This window comes from Paenibacillus sp. JJ-223, assembly GCF_927798175.1.
GTDB lineage: Bacteria > Bacillota > Bacilli > Paenibacillales > Paenibacillaceae > Paenibacillus > Paenibacillus hubeiensis.
Map to the genome: position 1 here is coordinate 396570 of NZ_CAKMMP010000001.1, position 22716 is coordinate 419285.

Annotated in this window: 18 protein-coding genes; 12 read left to right on the forward strand and 6 right to left on the reverse strand. The window is 47.2% G+C overall.

The genetic code is table 11. The features are described 5' to 3' along the window. The first annotated feature begins 2 nt into the window (after positions 1-2). Positions 3-6356, forward strand: coding sequence for an S-layer homology domain-containing protein (locus L6H98_RS01650; protein WP_236412412.1), 6354 nt, complete (start codon positions 3-5; stop codon positions 6354-6356). Between the two features lie 155 nt (positions 6357-6511). Here the strand turns inward: L6H98_RS01650 and L6H98_RS01655 are convergent, their stop codons facing one another. Beyond that, positions 6512-6913, reverse strand: a complete 402-nt coding sequence (locus L6H98_RS01655) for a VOC family protein (RefSeq protein WP_236412413.1) — start codon at positions 6911-6913, stop codon at positions 6512-6514. 252 nt (positions 6914-7165) lie between these two features. Between L6H98_RS01655 and L6H98_RS01660 the strand changes: the two genes are divergently transcribed. Beyond that, positions 7166-7582 (forward strand): YjdF family protein, encoded by a 417-nt coding sequence (locus tag L6H98_RS01660; RefSeq protein ID WP_236412414.1) that lies wholly within the window; start codon positions 7166-7168, stop codon positions 7580-7582. A gap of 181 nt (positions 7583-7763) precedes the next feature. Then, the gene (locus L6H98_RS01665; protein WP_236412415.1) at positions 7764-8228 is read left to right on the forward strand and encodes an NUDIX hydrolase; all 465 of its coding nucleotides are present in this window, start codon (positions 7764-7766) and stop codon (positions 8226-8228) included. Positions 8229-8522: 294 nt separating this feature from the next. Here L6H98_RS01665 and L6H98_RS01670 read toward each other — a convergent pair whose 3' ends face one another. Further along, positions 8523-8705 (reverse strand): hypothetical protein, encoded by a 183-nt coding sequence (locus tag L6H98_RS01670; RefSeq protein WP_236412416.1) that lies wholly within the window; start codon positions 8703-8705, stop codon positions 8523-8525. Between the two features lie 214 nt (positions 8706-8919). Here L6H98_RS01670 and L6H98_RS01675 point away from each other — a divergent pair, with 214 nt between their 5' ends. The 3 genes from L6H98_RS01675 to tnpB all read left to right on the forward strand — a co-directional run bounded on the left by L6H98_RS01675 (position 8920) and on the right by tnpB (position 13620). Beyond that, positions 8920-9675, forward strand: a complete 756-nt coding sequence (locus tag L6H98_RS01675) for a hypothetical protein (protein WP_236412417.1) — start codon at positions 8920-8922, stop codon at positions 9673-9675. 187 nt (positions 9676-9862) lie between these two features. Continuing rightward, a complete protein-coding gene (locus tag L6H98_RS01680) occupies positions 9863-12172 on the forward strand; it encodes a stalk domain-containing protein (protein WP_236412418.1) in 2310 nt (769 codons plus the stop codon). Between the two features lie 254 nt (positions 12173-12426). Continuing rightward, positions 12427-13620 (forward strand): IS200/IS605 family element RNA-guided endonuclease TnpB, encoded by a 1194-nt coding sequence (gene tnpB, locus L6H98_RS01685; RefSeq protein WP_236412419.1) that lies wholly within the window; start codon positions 12427-12429, stop codon positions 13618-13620. 32 nt (positions 13621-13652) lie between these two features. Here the strand turns inward: tnpB and L6H98_RS01690 are convergent, their stop codons facing one another. After that, on the reverse strand, positions 13653-14207 hold the full coding sequence (locus L6H98_RS01690; RefSeq protein WP_236412420.1) for a stalk domain-containing protein: 555 nt from the start codon (positions 14205-14207) through the stop codon (positions 13653-13655). Positions 14208-14286: 79 nt separating this feature from the next. On the opposite strand from L6H98_RS01690, the gene L6H98_RS01695 reads away from it, so the two are divergent. The 3 genes from L6H98_RS01695 (at position 14287) to L6H98_RS01705 (ending at position 15701) form a co-directional block, all read left to right on the forward strand. After that, positions 14287-14550, forward strand: coding sequence for a hypothetical protein (locus tag L6H98_RS01695; RefSeq protein ID WP_236412421.1), 264 nt, complete (start codon positions 14287-14289; stop codon positions 14548-14550). 80 nt (positions 14551-14630) lie between these two features. Further along, on the forward strand, positions 14631-15143 hold the full coding sequence (locus L6H98_RS01700; RefSeq protein WP_236412422.1) for a hypothetical protein: 513 nt from the start codon (positions 14631-14633) through the stop codon (positions 15141-15143). Between the two features lie 111 nt (positions 15144-15254). Next, positions 15255-15701, forward strand: a complete 447-nt coding sequence (locus L6H98_RS01705; RefSeq protein WP_236412423.1) for a VOC family protein — start codon at positions 15255-15257, stop codon at positions 15699-15701. A gap of 228 nt (positions 15702-15929) precedes the next feature. On the opposite strand, the gene L6H98_RS01710 is transcribed toward L6H98_RS01705, so the two are convergent. The 3 genes from L6H98_RS01710 to L6H98_RS01720 all read right to left on the reverse strand — a co-directional run bounded on the left by L6H98_RS01710 (position 15930) and on the right by L6H98_RS01720 (position 20135). Beyond that, on the reverse strand, positions 15930-17981 hold the full coding sequence (locus L6H98_RS01710; protein ID WP_236412937.1) for a serine hydrolase domain-containing protein: 2052 nt from the start codon (positions 17979-17981) through the stop codon (positions 15930-15932). A 113-nt stretch (positions 17982-18094) separates the two neighbouring features. Beyond that, positions 18095-19393 carry an ATP-binding protein gene (locus L6H98_RS01715; RefSeq protein WP_236412424.1) on the reverse strand — a complete coding sequence of 433 codons (1299 nt, stop codon included), beginning with the start codon at positions 19391-19393 and terminating at the stop codon, positions 18095-18097. A gap of 1 nt (position 19394) precedes the next feature. Beyond that, a complete protein-coding gene (locus tag L6H98_RS01720) occupies positions 19395-20135 on the reverse strand; it encodes a LytTR family DNA-binding domain-containing protein (protein ID WP_236412426.1) in 741 nt (246 codons plus the stop codon). A 327-nt stretch (positions 20136-20462) separates the two neighbouring features. Here L6H98_RS01720 and L6H98_RS01725 point away from each other — a divergent pair, with 327 nt between their 5' ends. The 3 genes from L6H98_RS01725 (at position 20463) to L6H98_RS01735 (ending at position 22708) form a co-directional block, all read left to right on the forward strand. Continuing rightward, complete coding sequence (locus L6H98_RS01725; protein ID WP_236412427.1) at positions 20463-21002, forward strand: glycerol-3-phosphate responsive antiterminator; 540 nt, start codon at positions 20463-20465, stop codon at positions 21000-21002. Between the two features lie 140 nt (positions 21003-21142). Then, a complete protein-coding gene (locus L6H98_RS01730; RefSeq protein ID WP_236412429.1) occupies positions 21143-21856 on the forward strand; it encodes a glycerophosphodiester phosphodiesterase family protein in 714 nt (237 codons plus the stop codon). A 12-nt stretch (positions 21857-21868) separates the two neighbouring features. Then, positions 21869-22708, forward strand: a complete 840-nt coding sequence (locus L6H98_RS01735; protein ID WP_356722647.1) for an HAD-IIA family hydrolase — start codon at positions 21869-21871, stop codon at positions 22706-22708. The last annotated feature ends 8 nt before the right edge of the window (positions 22709-22716 follow it).

Sequence of the window (22716 nt, forward strand, 5' to 3'; positions counted from 1 at the left end):
CAATGGCGACAAAGAAGAGGAAATGGGCAACGAAAATGTGGGTGGCCGCCTTGGCCACCGTCGTAACCTTGAATACGGGCATCGTGCCTGCGTCGGCAAATTATACGACAGACTTCGTCCATGAAGGCGTAGGCACTGACTACGGCGAAGCAGCGTGGAAGAATAATCGGATCGTGGGTGAGCCCGTAGATTTCAGCCAAGCCACCGTCGGCCAGATGATGAAGGCGATCGAAAATTTTGATTTTGACCAATTCGCCGCCGATCATGCCGACCTGCCTTGGCTCGACCAATTGCTGGTAAACGAGGGGGTCATCCCGGACGACAACAACGATGATGGCAGTGCCAACACGCTGTTCAGCCGCGGGAGCGCGCTGTATATGAAAACGCAGGACAACCGGCAGCTCGGTTTTGTCGGACAGGTACATTATGCGGATACCCTCAACAAGGACACGATGTATAACATTACCCTGTCTACAGGAGCCGTCGTGGAAAACAAGGCTGCGCGCAAAAATTATCCGAGCCACGCGGACCAGACCTACACAAGCGGCGGACTGGACATCAACCAGCGTAAATTCATTACCTCTTCAAACAGCGCCGTTACTTTGCTGAAGTTAACCAACAACGGTAATGCGCCAATTACGTTAACGATGACCGTTAAATCCCCATTCGTAACCGACACCGAGGGAGACGAATTGATCGGCAAACGGGTGGCTGCTCCAATCATGGTTGGACGTGCCGGAGAAAAATACGTGGAAGCGATGTCCCATGTCGACGTGCATTTGAGCGGGGACGGCATGATGCCTGTCGGTAATGATTTGGTCAAAGAAATTACGGTTCCTGCAGGCGGTTCGGTGGACGAGAAGGTGGTCATGGGGTGGTTAGCGGACGAAATCCCGGCCTCGAAAACGCAGTATGCTGCTTTTAAAGCAAGTAATAATGAAAAGGCTTTCAGCGACCAGGTAAAGGAGTACAACGAATGGTGGGCGCAAAATATCCCCTATATCGATATTCCGGACGAAAACGTGAAAAAGGTGCTGTATTACCGTTGGTGGTCCAATCGCTTCAATTTGCTGGAAGCCAACATTCCCGGCAACGACTGGCAATTTCCGATGAACATGGAAGGCGTGCTCGGTTATAACAACGGAATTACGGTCAGCGTGCCTTGGGTGCTGCAGGATTTGAAGTGGCTGCGCGATCCGTCTTATGCGTACGGGACATGGTTAGCCCAGGGTGAGTATTCCGAAAACGCCAACTACAAAAACAATCCGGGACGCCCGAATATCTGGACATGGGATATGATGCAGAACACGTCGCAAGTGGGCTGGGAAGCCTATAAAATTTATGGCGGCGGAGAAAAGGTGCTGAAAAAATTCGCCGATTTCTCGGCAAACGACGTGACGGGCACGCTGAATCATTTCCGGGGAACCCATCCCGACTTGGTTTATTACAATCACGGACCGATTACCGGCAATGACGGGGACACGGTATCCATGCACTGGAAAGGAAACGGAAACTATGCCCGGTTGGACGGATCTTCTACAGCATATGCGAATGCGGTAGCGACGCAGCAAATGTACGAACAGCTCGGGGATGACGCGAACGCCAAACGTATGGAAGAGGTCGCGCAGCGGATTCGAAATGCGATCCTGAATAACATGTGGTTCGACCAGGCGGACTTTGACGGCGACGGCAAGGCCGATACGAACGGGGAAGGCAGTTTTTTGCATAAAAAAGTCATCAATCAACAAGACGTATTCAATCCATGGCGTGACAACAACATGTTTGTGTTTAACTTCGGCGTGGTGCCGAAAGAAGGCGAGCAAGGGTATGAATCCAAATACTTGACCCAGTTGTCCGATTATGGAGATCCGAACTATTACCCGATTTTCCCGTTCTTCACGGCAGATCAGCACAGTATCATGAAACGCGTGGAGGCCTTCCGAAAAGGAGAGACAAGCGCATTCGGCACCGACCAGTTCGCTTGGTGCAACTTTGGGAACTACATTAACACCATTCGCGCTTCCTTACGTCATTACCCGGTGGAAAACATCAACAGCGACACGTACAAAACGTTGTTTGACTGGGGGGCTTGGCTGCACACGGTTGAACCGGGCAATACCGATCACCTGGATTCCAACGAGTTTTTCTGGTTGGAGGATTATTTCTTCGGCACGCCTTGGACGCCGGAAAATCCGCCGAACCCAAGCGGCAAGATGGTGCGGGCGTGGATTCACCATGATACGCTGGGCATGATGAATTATTCCGTCATGGAGGATATGGCAGGCCTGCAGCCACGAGCAGACGATAAAATCGAGCTGTGGCCGCTCGGCATCAAGTATGACCATTTCGCCGTGGACAATGTACGTTATCATGATGCCAATCTGTCCATTGTGTGGCAGGACCCGGCCAAGTATAGCGACAGCGATCCATACTACAAGGACATCCCCGTCGGATACTCGCTGTTCATTAATGGCGAACGTGTCATGACCACGGATGAAATGTCGCATATCATTTTTGATACGGCGACGGGCAAGGTGGAAAAACCCGATGGTGACGTGCCAGGAGCTGTCGGAGACAACACAAACACCAACGTCATTTATGAAAAGGGCAGCGCTGTTCAACTGGCTTCGGCAGATGACACTTCAATTGGAGACAATGAAAAAGCAGTGGACATGTTTAATAAAGCCGGCGTTGACGTGGTGCACAACGGTGTAAACCTGGCGACAGCGCCCGGAACAACGGTGGAATCCAGCTATATTCATAGTAATTCGAATGTGAACCGACTGGCAGACGGGTCCACGATTGCCTCGATGAACCATACGTCGAATACGGCGTTGTTCGGCGGATCGCCGAATCCGTCCGATTCGGTCACGTTCCAATTCGATGGAACCCAAACGGTGGATAACGTCAAAGTGTACTTCTATAATGATCGGCGGCCCAACGGGTATGCTGCCCCGCAAACGTTCGGTGTGGAATACCTGGATGCGGACGGCACCACATGGAAGCCTGTAGAGGGGCAATTCCGTTATCCGGACTATGTGGCCGCAAATTACAACAATGTTGAATTCAATGCGGTGAATACGGCCGCCATCCGAGTCCATTTTACGCATGCCTCGGGCTACTCGACAGGCATAAAGGAAATTCAGATCTACAACAATCAACTGAACGTAACCCCTTCGGAAAATCTGTCGCCCAAGGTACAGCTGGACATGCCGGTGACCGTGGAGCAAGGAGCCCCGTTGAAGCTGGCGCCCATCATTACAGATGACGGTCTGCCGAGCGGGCGGTTGACGTATGCATGGAATCTGGTTTCGGGCGACGCCGATGCAGTGCAGGCCGAGGCGCTGGACCAGGCAACGCTGAATGCCACATTCGGCGCGGTGGGCGAATATCGCTACGAATTGAGCGTCAGCGACGGAGACAACGTCACGAAGGTCGAAGTGCCTATCACGGTATACGTAGCGACGGCTGAGTTGTCCGGGACTATTGCCAAGTTTGCGGACCGGGTATCGCCTCAGGGCAAGCTTGTCCGCAATGCCGACGATTTCACGCCAGACTCTTGGCAGACGCTGCAGGCAGCGCTGGTGGAGGCCAAGGAGCTGCTTGCCAAAGATGACTACACGCTTGAAGAAGTGCAATCCATGACGAATCGATTGCGCCTGGCAGAAGAGAGCCTTCGTTACCGCAATGCGGCTCTGTTGGCTACGCCCAGCGCTTCATATACGTCGGCATGGGAATCTTTGAACGGGGTAAATGACGGATATATCCCTTTGGTCCCAGGAAGCATCGGCAACCAGGAGATCGAAACCCAATACGGAAACTGGGGGTCGCCAAGCCAGAGTCATTGGGTGGAGTATACGTGGAAAAGCCCTGTGACCCTCTCCGGCAGCTCCATGTACTTTTATGATGATGGTGGCGGCGTACAGGTTCCGGCCGATTACGACTTCGAGTATTGGGATCAAGCCTCGGGCGAGTATGTTCCGGTTAGCGGACTCAGCGAGAAGAAGATGGAAAAGGGGAAATTCAACCAAGTCACCTTTAATGAAGTCACGACCGACAAACTGCGTTTAACGATGAAAAATCAAAGCAGTTCGGTGTACACCGGGTTAAAGGAATGGCGGGCCATCTCGGCCAAACCTGAGGGAGAAGAAGCACCTGAAACGGACCACGGCGCGATTACGGCCATTGAGCCGGTTTCGGTCAATACGACCATCAACGTCATGCCTGAACTGCCTTCCCAAGTCACCGTGACCTATGCGGACAAGACGAAAGGGCAGGTCAACGTCGTGTGGGATGAGATCCCGGAAAACAAGCTGTCCATCGCAACCGATTTTGTCGTGCTTGGCAGCGTGGAAGGAAGCGACTTGAGAGCAAGCTGCCGTATTTATGTCAAATACGATAAGTCCCGCCTGAAAGCGGCGATCGATGCTGCTTCCGATCCTTCCGTGAACGAAGAGAACTATGTCGGCACGCCGGAACAATGGGAAACGTTGCAGGCGGCTTTGCGGACGGCCGATGACGTGTACAACAATGACGCTTCGACCGAGGGAGATATCGATTCGGCGTACAAAGCGTTGTTGGAAGCCTTTGAAGCATTGCAGCCCATAGAGGAACACAGTGCAATCATTAGCGGGATCAACATTCCGGGCGGTTCGGTGGACCCGTTGGCCAAGGAAATTGTCGTTCCCGAATCGACGACGCTGGAGGAACTCAAAGCAGGACTGACCGTTCCTGCAAGTGTGACATTTACGGTGTACGAGTCCGATGGGCTTACGACGGCAATTGATTTGAAATCGGGATACAAAGTAACGGTAACAGCTTCTGACCTGATTACGTCGAACACGTATACCGTCATCATGGTCACAGTAAATCCGCCAGTGAATACAGCGGCGCTGGAAGCGAAGCTGAACGAGGCAAAAGCGTTGAAGCAGGAACGGTACACGGCGGCAAGCTGGAAGGACCTGGCGGAAAAAATAGCATCTGCCGAACAATGGCTGACGAGCGGAACCGCTTCACAGGCAGACATCGATGCTGCGCTCGGCGCACTGGCTTCGGCCATGGCGGGGTTAAAGCTGCTGCCGCCGCCAACACCAACGCCCACTCCGACACCGACACCAAGTCCATCGCCATCGGCTCCAATTCCGGCACCCGTTCCAACGCCTGTACCTACGGATCCGAAAGAATCTACGCCAGGTACGGTGAGCCCAGGCAGAATCGAAGTGAAAGCAGCTGCCGGCAAGGGTGGCAAGGCCAAGGCCCAGCTCACGGACAGCGAGATTAAAGCAGCGTTGGAAAATATGAAGGGCGGGAAGTTAACCATTGTCATCCAAACGGACTCGGATGCAAAACAAGTCGAAGCAGAGATCCCGTGGAAAGCGCTTATTGCTGCAAAGTCCTTAACGAGTATGAGGATCGAAATAGGTTCGACCGTATTGACGGTGCCGCATCGATTCCTGACCACGTATAAGGATATCAATAATCTGGGGCTGATCGTAGAAGTTGTGGAACCTGCCGAGATGCCTGAACCTGCAGGAAAACTCCGTGAAGCGGAAGCAGCTGCCAACATTACGCTGAATGCAGACGGCAAAAGCCTCTCCGCGGAAGAGTTAAATGGTAAAGGACTCAGGTTAGCGATGCCTTATGCTTTGAAGGCAGGGATGAAGGGGCATCAGGTGGTTGCCTATACGCTGAACGATGCGGAAGCGGCTCAAGCTGTGGTTGGCGGAAAATATGATGAAACGTCAAAAATGTTTGAGTTCAACATGCGACAGAACGGCATGTTTGGCGTCCTTGGCGTGAATGTTGCCTTCAACGATCTGACCAACGTGAGTTGGGCCGTGGAGGCGATTGAAGCACTTGCAGCCAGAGGAGCCATTCAGGGAACGGAAGCAGGCCATTTCAATCCTGCGGCTCAAGTAACCCGTGCAGAGTTCCTGAACATGTTGATGAACACCTTTGATCTGCTGGATGAAACAGCAATTCCCACCTTCAGCGATATTAAAGAAGGGGCCTGGTATAGCGACGCAATCGCTAGTGCGCAAAAGCTCGGGATCGTCAAAGGGAAAGCGGATGGCTCTTTTGGCGTCCATGAACCGATTACGCGCGAAGAGATGGCGGTCATGATTTATCGCCTTGCAAGCAGCTTGGAAGTTGCGTTACCGACCGAAGAGGGAGGAGTTTCTGCGGCGTTTGCCGATCTGGAGCATCTTTCGACAGAGTCTTTAGCAGCAGTGGAAGCTGTGCGAAAAGGCGGTTTGATTGCCGGAATGGCGGATGGCCGCTTTGTCCCTAATGGTCAGACCACACGCGCACAAGCGGCGACGGTCATTTACCGATTGCTGAAAAATGTGGATTAACAGGCAAAACTATAAGCCAGGAAACCGCACTAATCCATCACATAAAGTCTATGTTTTTTCCGGTATAAGCAACGTTTTTGATTTGGATTACAGCATTGAAATGATAAGGAGTATAAAACGCCGGTGCCCTTAAGCAGGTTACCGGCGTTTCTATATTAGCGTTTCGGCATTTTACGCTCATCCATATACAGCAGGTTCCAGCGGTGGCCGTCCAGGTCGGCAAATCCCGCGCCGTACATCCAGCCGTCTATTTCGCTCGGCCTGCCAAAGATGCTTCCCCCGGCAATCTCTACGTTTTGAATAAAGGCATCTACTTCTTCTCTGCTTTCAGCGCCGATGGAAAATATCACTTCTGCGCTATGGGAAGTATCTGCGGTTTTTGAACCTGTAAATTTCTCAAACGCCGCATCCGGGAACAGCAGGATCGTTGTTTGGCCTATAACAAGCTGGGCTCTCTCGTTACCAACGCTCACCGCATGAAATCCAATTTCATTGAAAAAGGCAGTTGATCGTTCAACATCTTTGACGGGCAGGTTAATCCAGATTTCCTTCGACATGGCTGTGGCCTCCTGGAATATATTCTCAACCACTCCTACTATACTCTACCTCAGCATCAGAAGCGAATCTTCTTCAACTAAAGGGCCAATTCGTGGAGGATTCACCAAAGGTGATAAATGTGATATAACTTTAACAGGAGTGTAGAAACACAGATCGGTTGGTAGTCCGGTCGCACCGGGATAGCCCTGGTGCCAGTGACCTTCCCCCCTCGGGATGTCCATCACTCCAGCATGAATTGAGGGGGAGTAAGTATGAAGCTTACCGTATTGTTTGATGAAAGTTGTAAGTACTGGATTGGTGTGGTTGAGCAGGAAGAGCAGGGACGTCTGAAAGCTTGTCGTCATATTTTCGGGAACGAGCCGAGGGATTCGGAAATATTAGAGTTCGTTGGCAAGAACATGATGGAATTGATGAGCCTTACGAAGGTAGGAACGGATACGAAACGACGTAAAAGCACCCGAGTAAATCCGAAAAGACTTGCTCGCCAGGCTTCTAAGGAGATTGCTCAACGAGGTTTATCCAGCCATGCTCAGGAAGCGATCAAGCTGGACCTTGAATCCAGAAAACTGCAGCGAAAAGTGCAGAATCGCCAACAAATTCTAGAAGAAAATGAAAGAAAATATCAGCTTAGAGTTCAAAAGGCGAAGAAGAAGCACAGGGGCAAGTAGTCAAAACAAAAAATAATTTAAAGGGAAGCGGGTCTTATAGACTTGCTTCTTTTTTTATGAGGAAGGGGACGCTGCAGTAGCGAACCGCTACTTTACGAGTGCTAGTTTAGTCATTTACAACCAACGGAACATATGTTCTACTGGTGATAGTGTTCATTTCTAACTATGGAGGTTTTTTAACGTGACGCAAAACGGAATTGTGTTGGTTGTGAGTGTTTCGATACGACATGAAGATCAGGTTCTTATGATCCAAGAAAATAAAGCATCTGTTAAAAATACCTGGAACTTTCCGTCAGGGAGAATCGAGCATGGCGAAGATATTCTGGAGGCAGCATGTAGAGAAGCAAAAGAAGAAACCGGCTACGATGTCCAACTTACAGCCACTACAGGTGTTTATAATTTCATTAGCAGTACCAATCATCAGGTGATTTTATTTCATTTTATTGGCAAAATCATCGGTGGTTCTCTCCAATTAAATGCAACTGAGATCATTGATGCGAAGTGGATCGAGCCTTCGGACCTGTTGGATCCAGATTTACTGGAGCTGCGCGATAAAGAGGTCATTAAACAGATTGCGGAAAATGTGATCTCCCAAAAGGAATATCCATTGGCGTTATTTGCCAAACGTATGGAGGTGGGATTTTAACGCACGGACTTCGCTTAATTGGAGAATGGAGGACTTGTCATGTCCAAATTTTTAAAAATTGTCGCTTATATATTAATGACTTGTGGAACTCTTGTTCCAATGGGAATTCTCTCTAGAGAGAGTCTGTACTTTACATTATATCCAGGACTGTTACTGCTATTAATCACCAACGTATATGAAGTTGTCATGAAATCCAAAAACTGAAAATGTCTTTAAGCTGTTTTCGTAAAAACAAAACTAATGGGGGGAGAATCTCACTCATAAGAGCAGGATCCTTGATATTAGAGGCCAAGCTCAGTCCTGGCTTCTTTTTTCTTTATAGAAATTGGATATAAGAATGATTACAATGCCAATAACCATTAAAATGATACCTATTGTTTTGTATGGAGCGAATTCTTCAATAATAATGAAGGCTAAACCTGAAGCAAACATACTCGTGCCAAGAAACGCAAGCCATTTCCTTATTGATCTGCTCATAATATGTATCACCTCCTTGTTTAGAAAGGGATCTCTTTTTTTAATGCAATAATTGGATTTGTTTACATTATAACTTGAAGTTGTTTTATTAAAGAGAAAAATATAGGGGATTTAATAGATAATATACATATATACGGCACCTGGTGTAACTGTATAATTTCAAAAATGAATCCAAATATGAAAGTGAGAGATTACAATTAACAAGAAACATATTTTGCTGTTAGCGTCATCGGTTTTATTGTTTGGATTGCTGGTTGCTTGTACAGCTCAACAAGATGCTGGGACGGCCGTTCCTGACAATACTGGGAATCCGGAAAGCACTCAAAATAATTCCAACCATTCAATCGCTGAAAAGCAAAATTCTTCCCGAGATATAGCGAGTACATACCCTAAAACAGATCTCACCGATTCAATGACCATTGATTCAGTTCATGAAGATCCATCGATTCGTGCCGAACAAAAAACAGATCAGGGAACACTCCTTATGATTGCTAATGGTAAAGAAGAACGAGGGCACTTAAACGTATCGAGCACTCAGGGGCAAGAGGGGGATTTGACCTTTCAGAGTAATTACTCTATCGTCTACAAATACGATGGTCAGAATAAAGTTTTATTAGATCTTCCGGCATATTTATTTGTCCGGCCATCTGACCAAAACATAACCTTTGAAAAGGTTGGTTTTAAAGATGCTGAAGTTTTTGTCCTCACCCCGCAATATCAAACTGGGCATGGATTGGAAGGGTTTGTGTTCGCGATCGATAAACAAAATGGTGAGGCATTTCCATTGGAGATTGTAAAAAAGGATCACGTTTCTAAAACCCTTCTCTACTCTGAAACTGCACCCACACTACGTATTGAAGATGAGGGTTTGGTTATTCATCCGCCTGTTGGTGCAGGTACCCCGGAGGAAGATATGAAAGACGTAATTTACAAGTTAGATCTGAGTCGAAAGCAGTTAATTGCCGAATAAAATTCTTTAACTATAAAGCGAAATATGGTGCTGCACTCGTAGTGGCCTGGTGGGATTTATTATTGCGGTTATATAGATCCAAAATATACAAAATATTATGTAACTTTTCCTTGGAGTCAGGCGTTTAATAGTATGACTTTCGAAAGAATGAAATTTGCATGTGAGCAGAAGGAGCCGAAGACAAGAAATGAATCTGAAAAAGAACATGTCCATTTTTACCGCTTTAGCTGTTATTCAAGCATTTGCAGTTGGTTCGGTGAATGCGCAATCGGTGGGTCAAGCCGACGTTGAAGCTTTGCAGTCCGCCAACGTAGAATCGGTGGAGGTCATAAAGCAAGAGCAGCCGCTTGCCGAGAGTGAAGTGGTGACAAAAAGCAGCAACGCATCCTCCAGTGCTCCATCTACTGAGAAAGGAACGGAAGCTTCCACACTAACAGACACGGGGACTACGCCTGCAACCAATACGACCCCGACTGCCACTGGCGAAGAGACAACGACGAACAAACCCGGGGAGAGTTCCACAGGGCAGGAAGGAGCTGCGGAAGCTTCAAAGGATGACGACACGAAAGCGCCCCCTGCTCAAGTCGAGCAGCCTGCTACAAATGGAACGGCTGCTGGAACATCGGGCGGAGATCTGACTTTGTACATGAATAGCAACAAAATGGAGCAGGACGGGAAAACGTATCTTGCTGGCCAGCCGATGACTGTAAAAAACGGTGTATCCTATGTTGCCATTCGTGCACTGGTGGATCGTGTGGGATATGGAGTCAAATACGACAGCAAAACGAAGGAAACGATCATCATCAGTGGTGATAACGAGCTCCGATTCAAAACCAACAGCAAGGTCTATACCGTGAATGGCGAGTCCAGAACGATGAAAGGCCCTGCTTACCAGCAAAAAAATACGTTCATGGTGCCGTTAACTTCGATTACCCAAGCTCTGAACATCACTTACAAAGTGAATCAGTCGGCTAAAACGGTTGTGCTGAATCTAAATACGAAACCAGTTGCAAGTTTTACGATTTCCCAAAAGGAAATTGTTGCGGGCGATCAGGTGGACTATGTAACTTCTTATCGTTCTCCAAATGGACTGAAGATCGTTGATGAACGCTGGACAGGTCGTCAGGAATCGTTTGATCAGGCGGGTACATATACGATTTCATATCAGGTTCAGGATTCCAACGGCCAATGGAGCGATCCCTACTCGATGACGATTGAAGTTCTGAAGCCTAATCTTCCTCCAGTAGCCATGTTCACGACGGACAAGGAACAGTACAAGATGGGTGAAAAAATCACGTATATCGACCAAAGCACGGATGATGAAAATGCTATCAACGAAGTGGAATGGGAGAACAACTCATTAGCATTCTTTGTTCCGGGTCCCAAAACGGTGACCATTACCGTTACGGACAAACACGGTGCAACCGACACGTACAGCAAAGTCATCACCATAACCGATGAGACGTTGTATACTCAATCAGATTTCAATTTACTCTTCACCCCGGTCGGACAGAAATTTGCCTTCAACGGCGGGGAAGTGCATTCTATGGAAAAAGTGCCTTATACGTACACCGATGAGCCAAGCCTGCTGATCCGCAGCAACAGCCCGGAAACGGTGAATACGGAAGGCATAGTATATAAAGAATCATCTACGGGGCAGACCCGTTTCATGATTCACCATGTGAACAATACAGGCAAAAGAGTAAAAATGTATGTTATCGCAACGAATAACAATCCATATCCGGCAGTATTCGAACAACAAAATATGGGCTTTGCGGGACCTACTCCATATGCTACCGTAGCCGGGAAATTGTCTATCGATAAATGGTTCAAGTCGATTCAGACTGGGTCCGATCAAAAGAAAGAGTATATTCAACCTGGAGAAAGCAAACTGATTTTGACCGAGCTCAATAAAACTCCGATGAAACAAGGACAAGTGATCTCACTTTATTCGGACGCATTCAGCGATTATCCACTGGACTATAACGTGATCATGGTCGAAGAAAATAAAGATCCGTTCGAAGCCCTGCCGATGCTGCCTGTGCTTGATCGTGACGGCGTGCACAACCGCGGAACGTACCCGAATGCTACTCGCATCATCACGTACGATCAGCCATTGGGAGACAAACCAGCCCGCCTGCCGCTCGGCGATAATGCGAGCGATCCGAATCTGGTCGGAAAAGATCCAATGGCCTACATAGACGCATCCAATGCGGGCAACTTTGGCGTATTGTACAAAATCACATTGAACAATGTCGCTCCGCGTACGCTGATCTCTTTTAACCCTCGCGGAGGAAAATATTTTGGAGTAGCTCTTGTGAACGGACAGGTTGTGCAGATTGCTGAAAACAGCACTTCCGTCAACACGTCGAGTGAACAAAGCGTTCTCTACCGCACAGGATCCTCTGGAGAAAGCGTAACGATTCTGTTCTCTGCCGCGCCAGGAAGCAACCTGCCGGTCAATCTGCTCTTTACGCCACTCCCGATGGAGAAGTAATGTAGTTCTCCTATAAGCTTGAACGGAAACTGGTGGTTTCGGTCAACATGATTTCATTCTAAACATGCTAAAACCTCTCCCAACAACACAGGGAGAGGTTTTAGATGTAAGAATTTAAAAGTGCTTTATCGTTGAAGGCGAGAAGACTCCCTCCTCAAAAGCGTCAGCTTTAGGTGGGGGATGAATCGCCATTTTTTTCTATTCGGAACCGAACATATGTGCTATGATAATTGCAAGGAACGGAGGTGCATGGCATGTTCTTCCATAAAGCATACAAGTATCGGATCTACCCCAATCGTACACAGCAGCAGTGGATTCATCAGATGTTTGGATGTTGCCGGTTTGTGTTCAACCATTTTCTGGGGCAATGGAAGGATACGTTTGACGCCACGGGCAAGGGCTTGTCGTACCATGCTTGTGCCACGCAGCTCCCAGATCTAAAGCAAGAACATCCTTGGTTGAAAAAAACGGATAGTATCGCTCTACAATCGGCTGTTCGGCATGTAGCCGATAGCTTTGATCGTTTTTTCAAGAAGCAGACGCAGGCTCCGCGTTTCAAAAATCGTAAACATCCGGTGCAAAGCTACACTACTCGATATACGAATGGAAATATCGCTGTGAATGGGAGGAAGCTGAAGCTCCCCAAGCTGGGGTGGCTGCGTTTTGCAAACTCCCGCCCCTGTGAAGGACGCATTCTCTCGGCTACGGTACGGCGAAATGCCGCGGGGAAATATTTTGTTTCGCTCGTCTGTGAAGTGGAAATGAAGCCCTTGCGGGATAACGATAAGTCGGTAGGGATCGATCTGGGACTTAAAACGTTTGCGGTATCCTCCGAGGGTATGCGGGATACTCATCCGAAAGCCTTCAGCCGGTACGAAAAGAAGTTGGCATGCTGGCAACGGAGATTGGCCCGACGTACGAAAGACGGTACCAATTGGCAAAAAGCCAAACGGAAGGTCGCCCTGATCCACGAGAGAATGGTGAATATCCGCCATGACTTTTTGCACAAGCTGTCCACCAAGCTGATTCGTGAAAACCAAACGATCAGTATCGAGGACTTAAAAGTTTCAAACATGCTTAAGAATCACAAGCTGGCCAAATGGATCGCCGATGCATCCTGGAGTGAGTTCAGAAGGCAGCTCACGTATAAAGCGGAATGGTACGGGCGCACCCTCAAGATTGCGGATACGTTCGCTCCGACAAGTCAAACCTGCCATGTATGCGGAGCACTACACCGAGGGGTTAAAGATCTTTCGGTACGGCAATGGGTGTGCTCATCCTGCCAGACCCTCCATGATCGGGATGTCAATGCAGCCCGAAACATTAAGGATGTTGCCATATCGATCGTCATATCGCCCGAGAACTGTGGGAACCACAGGGATCGCTTGGTCCACTTCGAACCAAGAGGTTCGATGACCCAAGAATCCCCCACTTCAAGCGAAGGCTAAGTGGTGGGAGTGTTCAATGAACGATGGTCCTTCTAATCGTTAAACTCAACAAATACATGCATATATCGATCGACCCCTGGGATCCCCGTCGTTTGTTTGATATCCAAAAATTCAAGTTTCTCTGCCCAGTCCAGTCTTTCTTGATCCGAATCATCGGCATATTCTTCAAAGATGTACGCTAAGACAAATGCATTAATAGTCGAGACTCCATCGTTCAATTGTACCCAATCTTCAGGGAGAACGACTTGGTTCTCACTCGCCGTGATTTCCTTTCCAGAGAAATTAAGAATGAGTTCTTGTCCTCGATTTATAATTTTAGTTATTTTGTTCTTTCCATCCCACATCATCTTTGCTCCAGATGCTTTAAAGACATCCTTTACTGGAATTTGAATGGAGTTATAGGTCGTGGTGGTTAACTTACCGCTTTTCGAGACATTTAATACGGATTTTTTTATTGAAGGACTATACATGTACGCCGCGCGCTCTTTAAAAGAGAGGTCATTTAAAGAGGGGTCCTTAGCAGATGCGATGGACGCTGCACCGACAACTAAGGTTAACATCAACAACAGAGAAATTAGTCGCTTCATCTTGATTCCTCCTAAAATAATATTGTTCATTCGAATTATAAACGCTATAAGCCATACAAATGTTGGGAGTGACCATTATATGACCAAATACAATAAAAGCTGCGAAGACACGTATATAAAATTGTGGGAAGATATTCGAGAATTAGATGAAAAGGAAATCGTAAAAATAGTAGAAAGTATTAAGAGGCAAACCCATTCAAAGTTAAAACGTGAGGAGAAGTATAGGGAATTCAAAAATTATCTAAAAACCCCTTTACCCTATATCGCAGTGATCATGGGCATCACGATTCCTTCAGCTATATTGGTTATTTTTCTTTGGACATCGTTAAAACTAGAGTACTAGTTAGCGAGCCGTCGATGGAGAACAGGAACATCCGGAGATGATGAAGCACTTTACGAATAAAGAATGGGAGGGATGGGATCTTGAAAAAGCTTACCGCTATGCTTGGATTGTTTGCATTATTAATCGCTTGTCAAGATAAAACAACCCGTGAACAGGCACAGAAGCCAACGATTCCAGTAACGGAAAGTGTGACTGAAGAGGAAAACAAGCAAAAGGAAGAAGAACTAACAAAAGCCAAGGAAGCTGAAGACATCCCGCCGGTTTACCTTGATGAAACGAATTATACAGGGGACGAGCTGGAGATCGTCAAATTAATGAATGCCCGCCTGCGTTATATATGGGAAGAGGATGAAAAGGGGTATATGAGCCTTATTGATCCTCAAGCGCCAATATCGGGTATGGGAACACTCAAAGTTCGGAAGGTTACCTCCATGAGTGACATTACCATACAAGAACAAAAGAAGCTTTATCAGGCAGTTGTAATGGTTACTGAGCTGAAGGAGAACGACGAAGAATACAGCAGCACCATGGTTTTTTGGAAAAAGAAAGAAGAGGGAGATTCAGCTCAATGGGTTATTGCAGATATTGATTAAGATCCAGAAAATATACAATGGATCTGGATGAAGCAATCCGCTCCATACAGCGATTGCTCACTACGACATTGAACAGATGATTTAATTTTGCAAACATAAGGAGATAAAACTATGAACAAACTACTAAGAATGGACAATGTTGGGATCGTTGTAGAATCCCTTGATGACGCCATTTCTTTCTTCGAGGAGATTGGCTTGAAGCTCGAAGGGCGAGCTACTGTCGAAGGTGAATGGGCTGGTCGGGTAACCGGGCTGGGTTCACAGTGTGTAGAGATTGCCATGATGGTTACCCCAGATGGTCACAGCCGACTTGAACTTTCGCGATTTCTCACCCCGCCTACGATATCAGATCACCGAACTGCTCCTGTAAATGCCCTCGGTTATCTACGCGTCATGTTCACCGTTGAGGATATTGACGAACTGGTTTCCAGACTCACTAAGCATGGTGCTCATCTCGTTGGCGAAGTGGTTCAGTACGAGAACTCGTATCGGCTCTGCTACATTCGTGGGAAAGAAGGACTTTTAATCGGTTTGGCGGAACAACTCGGTAATAAATAAGTGACGGAAAACCGCTCTGCCAATGTAAACAGTAAGAGGCAAAAGTGTACTTCGTTTTACAAGAAGGAACGTTTCCAAAACAATCTCGGCGACCTCCAGCCGATTGAATTTCGGAAGAGAGTCGCCGCTTTATAAAAATCCTCTTTTTTGTCTATTTGACGGGGCTACAGCCAAGCAAATTTTGCTTGTGATCTGTTATTTCAAGAAACCTGATTTTATTCATTCCATTTATTTTAGATGGATTTTGAAGACATCTCCGGCTTCACCGCCAAAAACGATAAAACCACCTTTTGGAAGCTGTGTTGTTTGTTGATGGGTTGCCACGGAAAAGTGAACTACTTCCCCTTTGGCGTTATATACGGCATAACCTCCGCGATCCGGAGAATCCACCGTTAACGATTTGTTCGCCGAGCGGGCGTCAATCGCATACCATCGGGCTTGACCGTTTGCCGGAATGGTAGTGATTCCTGTTTTCCCGGCGAAGATCGGAGCGATGGCATCCTCTGCAATATATTCCTGCCCATCCTGAATCAAAATCTCGGTATCACCCTTCGTGTAGAGCTGCAGATCGAAGGCATCTCTTCCGTTCATCACAGGAATCTGGGCGACATTCTCTGCATAGTTCGGATCAACCACTCGTGTGCCGTTGGCGTAGCCGTTCTCTGCATCAACGGTCAGGTTCTTGATCAGCATCGAAGGAAGCAGATAGAAGATCGACGTTATTTTTTCATCCAGTGCGTAATATTTCGAACCGTTGCGAGCAGCCCACTTTTCTTTCGTTGCTGTATCCAGCGCTTGATGCTCCAATTTCTGATAATCATAAGTATTCATCACTGTTTGTCCCAGACCGGATAACGTTATATTTGCCAGCACTTTAACGTACACCTTGTCGTTGCTTTCTTTCTCGAAACTAATCTTTACACTTCCATCGGGACTCGTAAATTGTCCTTCACCTGTGTACACATAAATTTGCTCCGGGATGAGTCCTCCTTGTAAGGCAGGCAGTTTGATCTCGCCATTTTGGATGTTTATGTCCAGCGTTGTACCTACCGTACCATATAGACCGGAATATGCAGTCAACTCCGCCGGCATGTTCACTTTCACGGGTGGTGGGAATGTTTGATCCGGCTGAATCTCATCAATGATGTCTTGATCCTCCAGTACCTCGAGCAGAACTTTGCTGGCAAACATCTGGTTGTAGATGGAAGATCCGCCTGAGGACAGAACAGCCATCGAAATATCATGTTCAGGGATCGTGATTAACGATGCATGATACATCATGGTGTCTCCACCTTTAGTGAGTGCAGTAATGCCGTAATCGCTGAACGGTGCCAGATCAACAGCATCCCAGCCAAGACCGTAGTTGAACGTATTTCTCTCTTCAGACACCCAGATTCCTTGACGATATTCATGATTTTGCATGGACTCTGCCGCGGATTCGGACAGAATGTCCGGTCTGTTCCCCATCAATACTTCTGCAAACCGGGTTAATTCTTCTGCAGTCGAGTAGATTCCACCTGTGCCGAGGATATTGGCATTTTCGGCAGGCAGTTTAGTTTCAATCGTTGGCCAATACGTCTCGGATAAACGGTCTCTGTCGAATGAATCCAGCGGTGTCTTGGTCGATTCCAACTGCAGCGGATTGCTGATGAATTTGGCAATATATTCGCTGTAGCTTAACCCGCTCACCCGTTCAACCAATATTTCAAGCAGCTGGAAACCGTCATTGCAATAAACGGAATACGCTCCCGGGTCTGACTTTAGTTGTTCCGTCTTGAGTTTGAGCAGTAATTCATCATGATTCATGGTGTCATTATCATCAAACAACATGCTGTTTCCATAGTGCGTGCCGTACAGACCGGAAGAATGATTCATCAGCATGCGCGGCGTGATTTGGGTATAGCGAGAATCGGCCATCTCGAAGTCTTTAATATACGTCGTAAGAGGCTGGTCCAGATCGACTTTGCCGGAATCGACAAGCATCATGGCAGCGGCCGTGACGTACATTTTGCTCACCGAGCCGATTCCGAACATGCTCTCTTTGTCCACGGGGATCTGTGATGCCTTGTCGTGAAGCCCCGCGCCATCTGACAAAATGATCTTTCCTTCATCCATAATGGCATATTGCAGACTTGTGACACCGTAATTTTGCAGCAAATCCGTAGCGATTCTGTTGGCAGCCACCTCAACGGTCGCGTTTGGGTTCGTCTTGGCCATGACGCCCGTCATTGGTGTGATCACAAGCACCGCCGTGCATAATATACTGATCAGTTTCTTCATCATAACATCCTCCCTCAAGTGCTTTTTGTATGATAGATTCATCATATCCGGAAGGAGGTACACCGTGCGCTAACGAACCCTGAATGGAAAAAAACCATCCTTGAACGGCATGTTCAGGGATGATTTGTGTGGAAAGGAAGCACAACCATGTTATTGAATGTCCGATGGTGATTCTCGATACTCATATGTCCTCCATATTTCTCACACATCCTCGATATATTGGTGAGGCCGATCCCATGATACTCCGGATTGGGCTTCTCACTCTTCAAGTGAGTTAATGGTTGCTCCACATGATTCATAATCTGGATGGCGAGTGCAGAGGCAGTGGAGTGGATTGCGATCAGAATATATCGGTCTTCAGCTTGCCTCACTTTCTTGGAAGCCTCGACGGCATTATCCAGCATATTGCCAAGCACCACGCACAGATCATATCGATCGATGTGCACATGCTGTGAATGAAGCCCGATTCGGGTATCGATTCGGATCCCGTTTGCTTGCCCCACGGCAATGGTATTCGTAACAAGGGCATCGATCACGAGATTGCCGGAGTTTACCCGTTGGTATGCTCCTTCAATCTTGTTTAACGTAAGTCTAATATGATCACCTGCCGCATCAAGCTTGTTTTGCTGGATACATTCTTCAATGTACAGAAACTGCTGATGGATATCATGGATGATGCTTTTCACATTTTTGAAACTGTGCACCGTCTTCTCATAGTTGGCATCCTGATAATCCATCTGTCGCTGCAGCTGGGCATTTACATGCGCGAGCTGAACCTTTTCGACCATATTATCGAATACGTATACAATGAACACATTAAGAAAAAGGGAGCCTAGCACGGAAACGATATAAAATATGTTTTTTTCACTATAATTCGAGGCCACATTGATCTGATAGATCGTTATGGTGGGTACGATCAGAAACAAGAAATAATACCGATAATGCATGGCGAAACTTCTGCGTTTGGCGATCAAACGAACGATCTGGATGACAACGAACATCATGCTGCAGCCAAGCAGCATGACTTTGGAGGACACCCAATGATTCTCCGGGTTGTAATGATCCCATATGGTGTAATCCGTAGCGTCCAGCGCACTCATAATATACACCGCAATGTAATTCACCGTTGTGAGCAGCACTGCATACAGGACGGTAAAAGCAAGTTTAATGATGAATTCGACCTTATAGGATTGCGCCAGGCTGAAGATGAACAGCAAAGCCAGAGCAGACGAAACGACTGGTGAAAATGAAGTTCCCAGATAGAAACTACCCAATACAACGAATACGATAAAATAAATGACTCTTTGGGGCTTTCGTTTGGGCTTGCCCAGCACGGAATCGAAATAAAAATTCACCTGAAATGCCATAAGTAAGGGAACGACGATGACGGACAAAAACACATAAGCATCCATATCATTGAATCCTCATGATCATAAATTTGGTGTAGGCATCCTTGACTTCTTTGACTTTGGATCGTCCAATAGGCAGCACAGTGCCATTTAGCATGACGACCTGTGCGCCGGAAAACTTCTGAACATGCATCAGGTTGATGATGATCGAGCGGTGTATTTGCAAGAAACCATGGTCTTTCAAAGCGTCCGCATAATGGGAAAGAATGCCTTTGCTCACATGGGTATTTTCTTTGGTTACAACATTCAATTTGTTTTTGATCGTTAAACTCTTCACGACCTCAATCCACAGAATATCATCGTATTTCAACAGCAATTCCTCATAGTCAGATTTGATCAGCACGAACTTTTTGTCCATCGCTTTAAAATACTGGCACAGTTTAATCATTTTCTCTTCAAAGATATGAGGCTGGATCGGTTTGATCAAATATTGAAAGGTGACCACGTCAAAACTCTCCACCATATACTCCGGATAACTGGTCAAAAACATGATCTGCACATCCAAATGCTTCATATTTCGGATTTCTTTGGCCGTCTGGATTCCGTTCATTCCGCTCATTTCCACATCCATGATGAGAATATGAAACGTGTCCCCAACGTCTTGATAATGGGAGACCAGCTGTTCGCCGGATGCAAACAACGTAATCTGGAAATCGATATTGCTTTTTAGAGATAGGGAGATCAGCATCGTTTTTACAAGCTCTCTTTGTTTTTCCTCGTCGTCACAGATTGCAACATTGAACATGGTTGAACATCCGCCTTTCATTGACATCGACTCTGAATTTCACATTCAAATATACTATTTTATCATAGGTTTCAGGGCAAAATCGGGTGAAACGCATGAGTCTGACCCTAAAGCGCACTAATCCATCACACAAGGCCACTGCGAGTGCAGTACCATCTTCCGATCGCTGTTATCCCCAGATTGGTTCTGCCTCTCCGTTAACGTGTGCATGTTTTTTGCCGGTTCATATAGATCTAAAATTAATACGCCGTTTACACGGGGATGATTTATTACGAATACTTCCTCTTTAATATTTATTATGACAAACGAGGGAATGAGGACTGAATCATGAAGAATTATCCGATCATCGCCTCCATCACGGTAGACGAACAAATTGCCCGAGCTTTAGCAAGCGATGTAAAACGAGTGATTCTCATGACAGGGAACATTACCAATCTGGGCACAATCGTAGACAGTCTGCATCAAAGCGGGAAACAGGTCTATGTGCATACCGAGATGGTATCGGGGATTGGGCGAGATGCCTCTGCCATTCAATATCTTGCGGATGTGTTTAAAGTGGACGGGATCGTGACGACGAAGAGCAATGCGGTCTCTGCGGCAAAGCAGGCAGGCATATTAAGCATTCAGCGCATATTTGCGATCGATTCCGCAGCCATTGAGACGGCCGTGCGGATGATTATGAGCTACAAACCGAATGAGGTTGAACTGATGCCGGGACTGATGCCCCGAGTCATCCAAGAGCTCAAAGAACGTATCACGCAGCCTTTGATCGTGGGCGGCCTCATCCGGCATGAGGAAGAAATACAGCAAGCCTTGAAGAGCGGCGCAGATTTTGTTTCGATCGGGCATGAGAAATTCTGGACTTAATTTCATACATTTATCCTTGGGTGGAGACGACGAGAAAACCCGGTGGTAAGTAAATCAATTACAACCTTGATGTTGAAGGAGGGTGATTTGCTGCTGGGTTTTTTGTGTTGTCCAAAAAATACAACAGGAGGGAATGAAGCATGATCATTCAAGCAGTTGCTCATCGCGGCTATCCAAAGAAATATGCTGAAAATACGTTGTCTTCCTTTTTAAAGGCGGTAGAGCTTGGCTTCTCGCATCTCGAACTGGATGTTCATCTCAGCAAGGATGGAATTCCAGTCGTCATTCATGACCATACTCTGGACCGCATGACCAATGGAACGGGCAGGGTAGTCGATTATACGGCTTCGGAATTGCAATCTTTCAGAGTGAAACAGGATGAGCATATTCCAACCCTGGAAGAAGTGCTGCGTGCCTTAAAGGATAAAATTCAACTTAACATTGAGCTGAAGCAGATGGGAGACTACTACCCTGAGCTTGAGAAAAGGGTGCTCGAAGTTATCGAAGCATTCGACATGCTGGATCAGGTCGTCATTACGTCGTTTGATTTTGATGCCCTGGAGAGAATCAGGCAGTTATCTCGCGATGTACGCATCGGTCTCATCACTTTTGGCGGTTCAAAGGCTATTCTTGACTGGTCCTTGGAGATGGGGGCAACGTTTCTGTCCATGCACTACGCCTTTGTGACCGAACACTACATTCAGCGATGTCAAGATCTGGGGATTCAACTGATGGCTTGGACCATCAACGAGACTTCCGTCATGAAACAATTTCAGGAGTATCCGTCCGTCTGGATCTGTACCGACGAGCTGGAAGGCTTCATGGACGTATTGGAGATGTCCGGCTCAATATGAGCGGGCGAGAGCATGGTTATGGAGAATGTATATGCGTACGATGCGTACTGCTTCGATTTAGACGGAACGATTTATATTGACCAAATGAGGCTGCCTGGCGTAAAGAGCTTTTTAAGCAGCTTGCGGTCACGCGGCAAACGTCTGCTGTTCCTTACAAATACTTCCGTTCATACCAGGGAGGATTGCTACAAGCGGCTGCTGGGTTTGGGCGTTTCGTGCCAGCTTGATGAAATTTTGACTGCAGGCTACGTATCCGGACTTTATTTTGTAGAGCATGCACCGGATGCCAAGGTGCTGGTTGTAGGGGAGGAGGCGCTAAAGGAAGAACTTCGGGCAGTGGGGATAAACCTTTCCGAGGATCCGTACCGTTCAACGCATGTGTTGGTCGGAATGGATCGGCAATTCCATTACGATAAGCTCCATCTGGCGGCAAAAGCCGTTCGTCATGGAGCGGTTCTGCTCGCAACGAATCCGGACAATTGCTGTCCCGTCCAAGGAGACATTATTCCGGACACCGGAGCTATTCTGAGCTCGATCGAGGCGGCGAGCCAGCAGAAAGCAGCGGTAATGATCGGCAAGCCTTCAAATTATTATGCAGAAAAGTCGCTTCAGCTTCTTGACGTGGATCGCAGCAGCTGCCTCATGATCGGCGATCGGCTGGAGACGGACATTTTGTTTGGAAAGCTGAATGGAATGAAGACTGCCCTCGTGCTTACCGGCATCTCCTCAAGAGAGGATATCGGAAAAGCGGATATCGTTCCGGATTATATATGGCCTTCCTTGAATGAATGCATCATGGAGCAGCAGAATCATTCAAAGCATTCCACGGTGCTGGAGATGGAGAAAGCTTGAGCAGCAAT

What these genes read in the sequence shown, in the direction of transcription:
- L6H98_RS01650 (WP_236412412.1), top strand. Translation starts at nt 3, where the DNA reads ATGGCGACAAAGAAGAGGAAATGGGCAACGAAAATGTGGGTGGCCGCC.
- L6H98_RS01655 (WP_236412413.1), bottom strand. Translation starts at nt 6,913, where the DNA reads ATGTCGAAGGAAATCTGGATTAACCTGCCCGTCAAAGATGTTGAACGA.
- L6H98_RS01660 (WP_236412414.1), top strand. Translation starts at nt 7,166, where the DNA reads ATGAAGCTTACCGTATTGTTTGATGAAAGTTGTAAGTACTGGATTGGT.
- L6H98_RS01670 (WP_236412416.1), bottom strand. Translation starts at nt 8,705, where the DNA reads ATGAGCAGATCAATAAGGAAATGGCTTGCGTTTCTTGGCACGAGTATG.
- L6H98_RS01680 (WP_236412418.1), top strand. Translation starts at nt 9,863, where the DNA reads ATGAATCTGAAAAAGAACATGTCCATTTTTACCGCTTTAGCTGTTATT.
- tnpB (WP_236412419.1), top strand. Translation starts at nt 12,427, where the DNA reads ATGTTCTTCCATAAAGCATACAAGTATCGGATCTACCCCAATCGTACA.
- L6H98_RS01690 (WP_236412420.1), bottom strand. Translation starts at nt 14,207, where the DNA reads ATGAAGCGACTAATTTCTCTGTTGTTGATGTTAACCTTAGTTGTCGGT.
- L6H98_RS01695 (WP_236412421.1), top strand. Translation starts at nt 14,287, where the DNA reads ATGACCAAATACAATAAAAGCTGCGAAGACACGTATATAAAATTGTGG.
- L6H98_RS01705 (WP_236412423.1), top strand. Translation starts at nt 15,255, where the DNA reads ATGAACAAACTACTAAGAATGGACAATGTTGGGATCGTTGTAGAATCC.
- L6H98_RS01710 (WP_236412937.1), bottom strand. Translation starts at nt 17,981, where the DNA reads ATGAAGAAACTGATCAGTATATTATGCACGGCGGTGCTTGTGATCACA.
- L6H98_RS01715 (WP_236412424.1), bottom strand. Translation starts at nt 19,393, where the DNA reads ATGGATGCTTATGTGTTTTTGTCCGTCATCGTCGTTCCCTTACTTATG.
- L6H98_RS01720 (WP_236412426.1), bottom strand. Translation starts at nt 20,135, where the DNA reads ATGTTCAATGTTGCAATCTGTGACGACGAGGAAAAACAAAGAGAGCTT.
- L6H98_RS01725 (WP_236412427.1), top strand. Translation starts at nt 20,463, where the DNA reads ATGAAGAATTATCCGATCATCGCCTCCATCACGGTAGACGAACAAATT.
- L6H98_RS01730 (WP_236412429.1), top strand. Translation starts at nt 21,143, where the DNA reads ATGATCATTCAAGCAGTTGCTCATCGCGGCTATCCAAAGAAATATGCT.
- L6H98_RS01735 (WP_356722647.1), top strand. Translation starts at nt 21,869, where the DNA reads ATGGTTATGGAGAATGTATATGCGTACGATGCGTACTGCTTCGATTTA.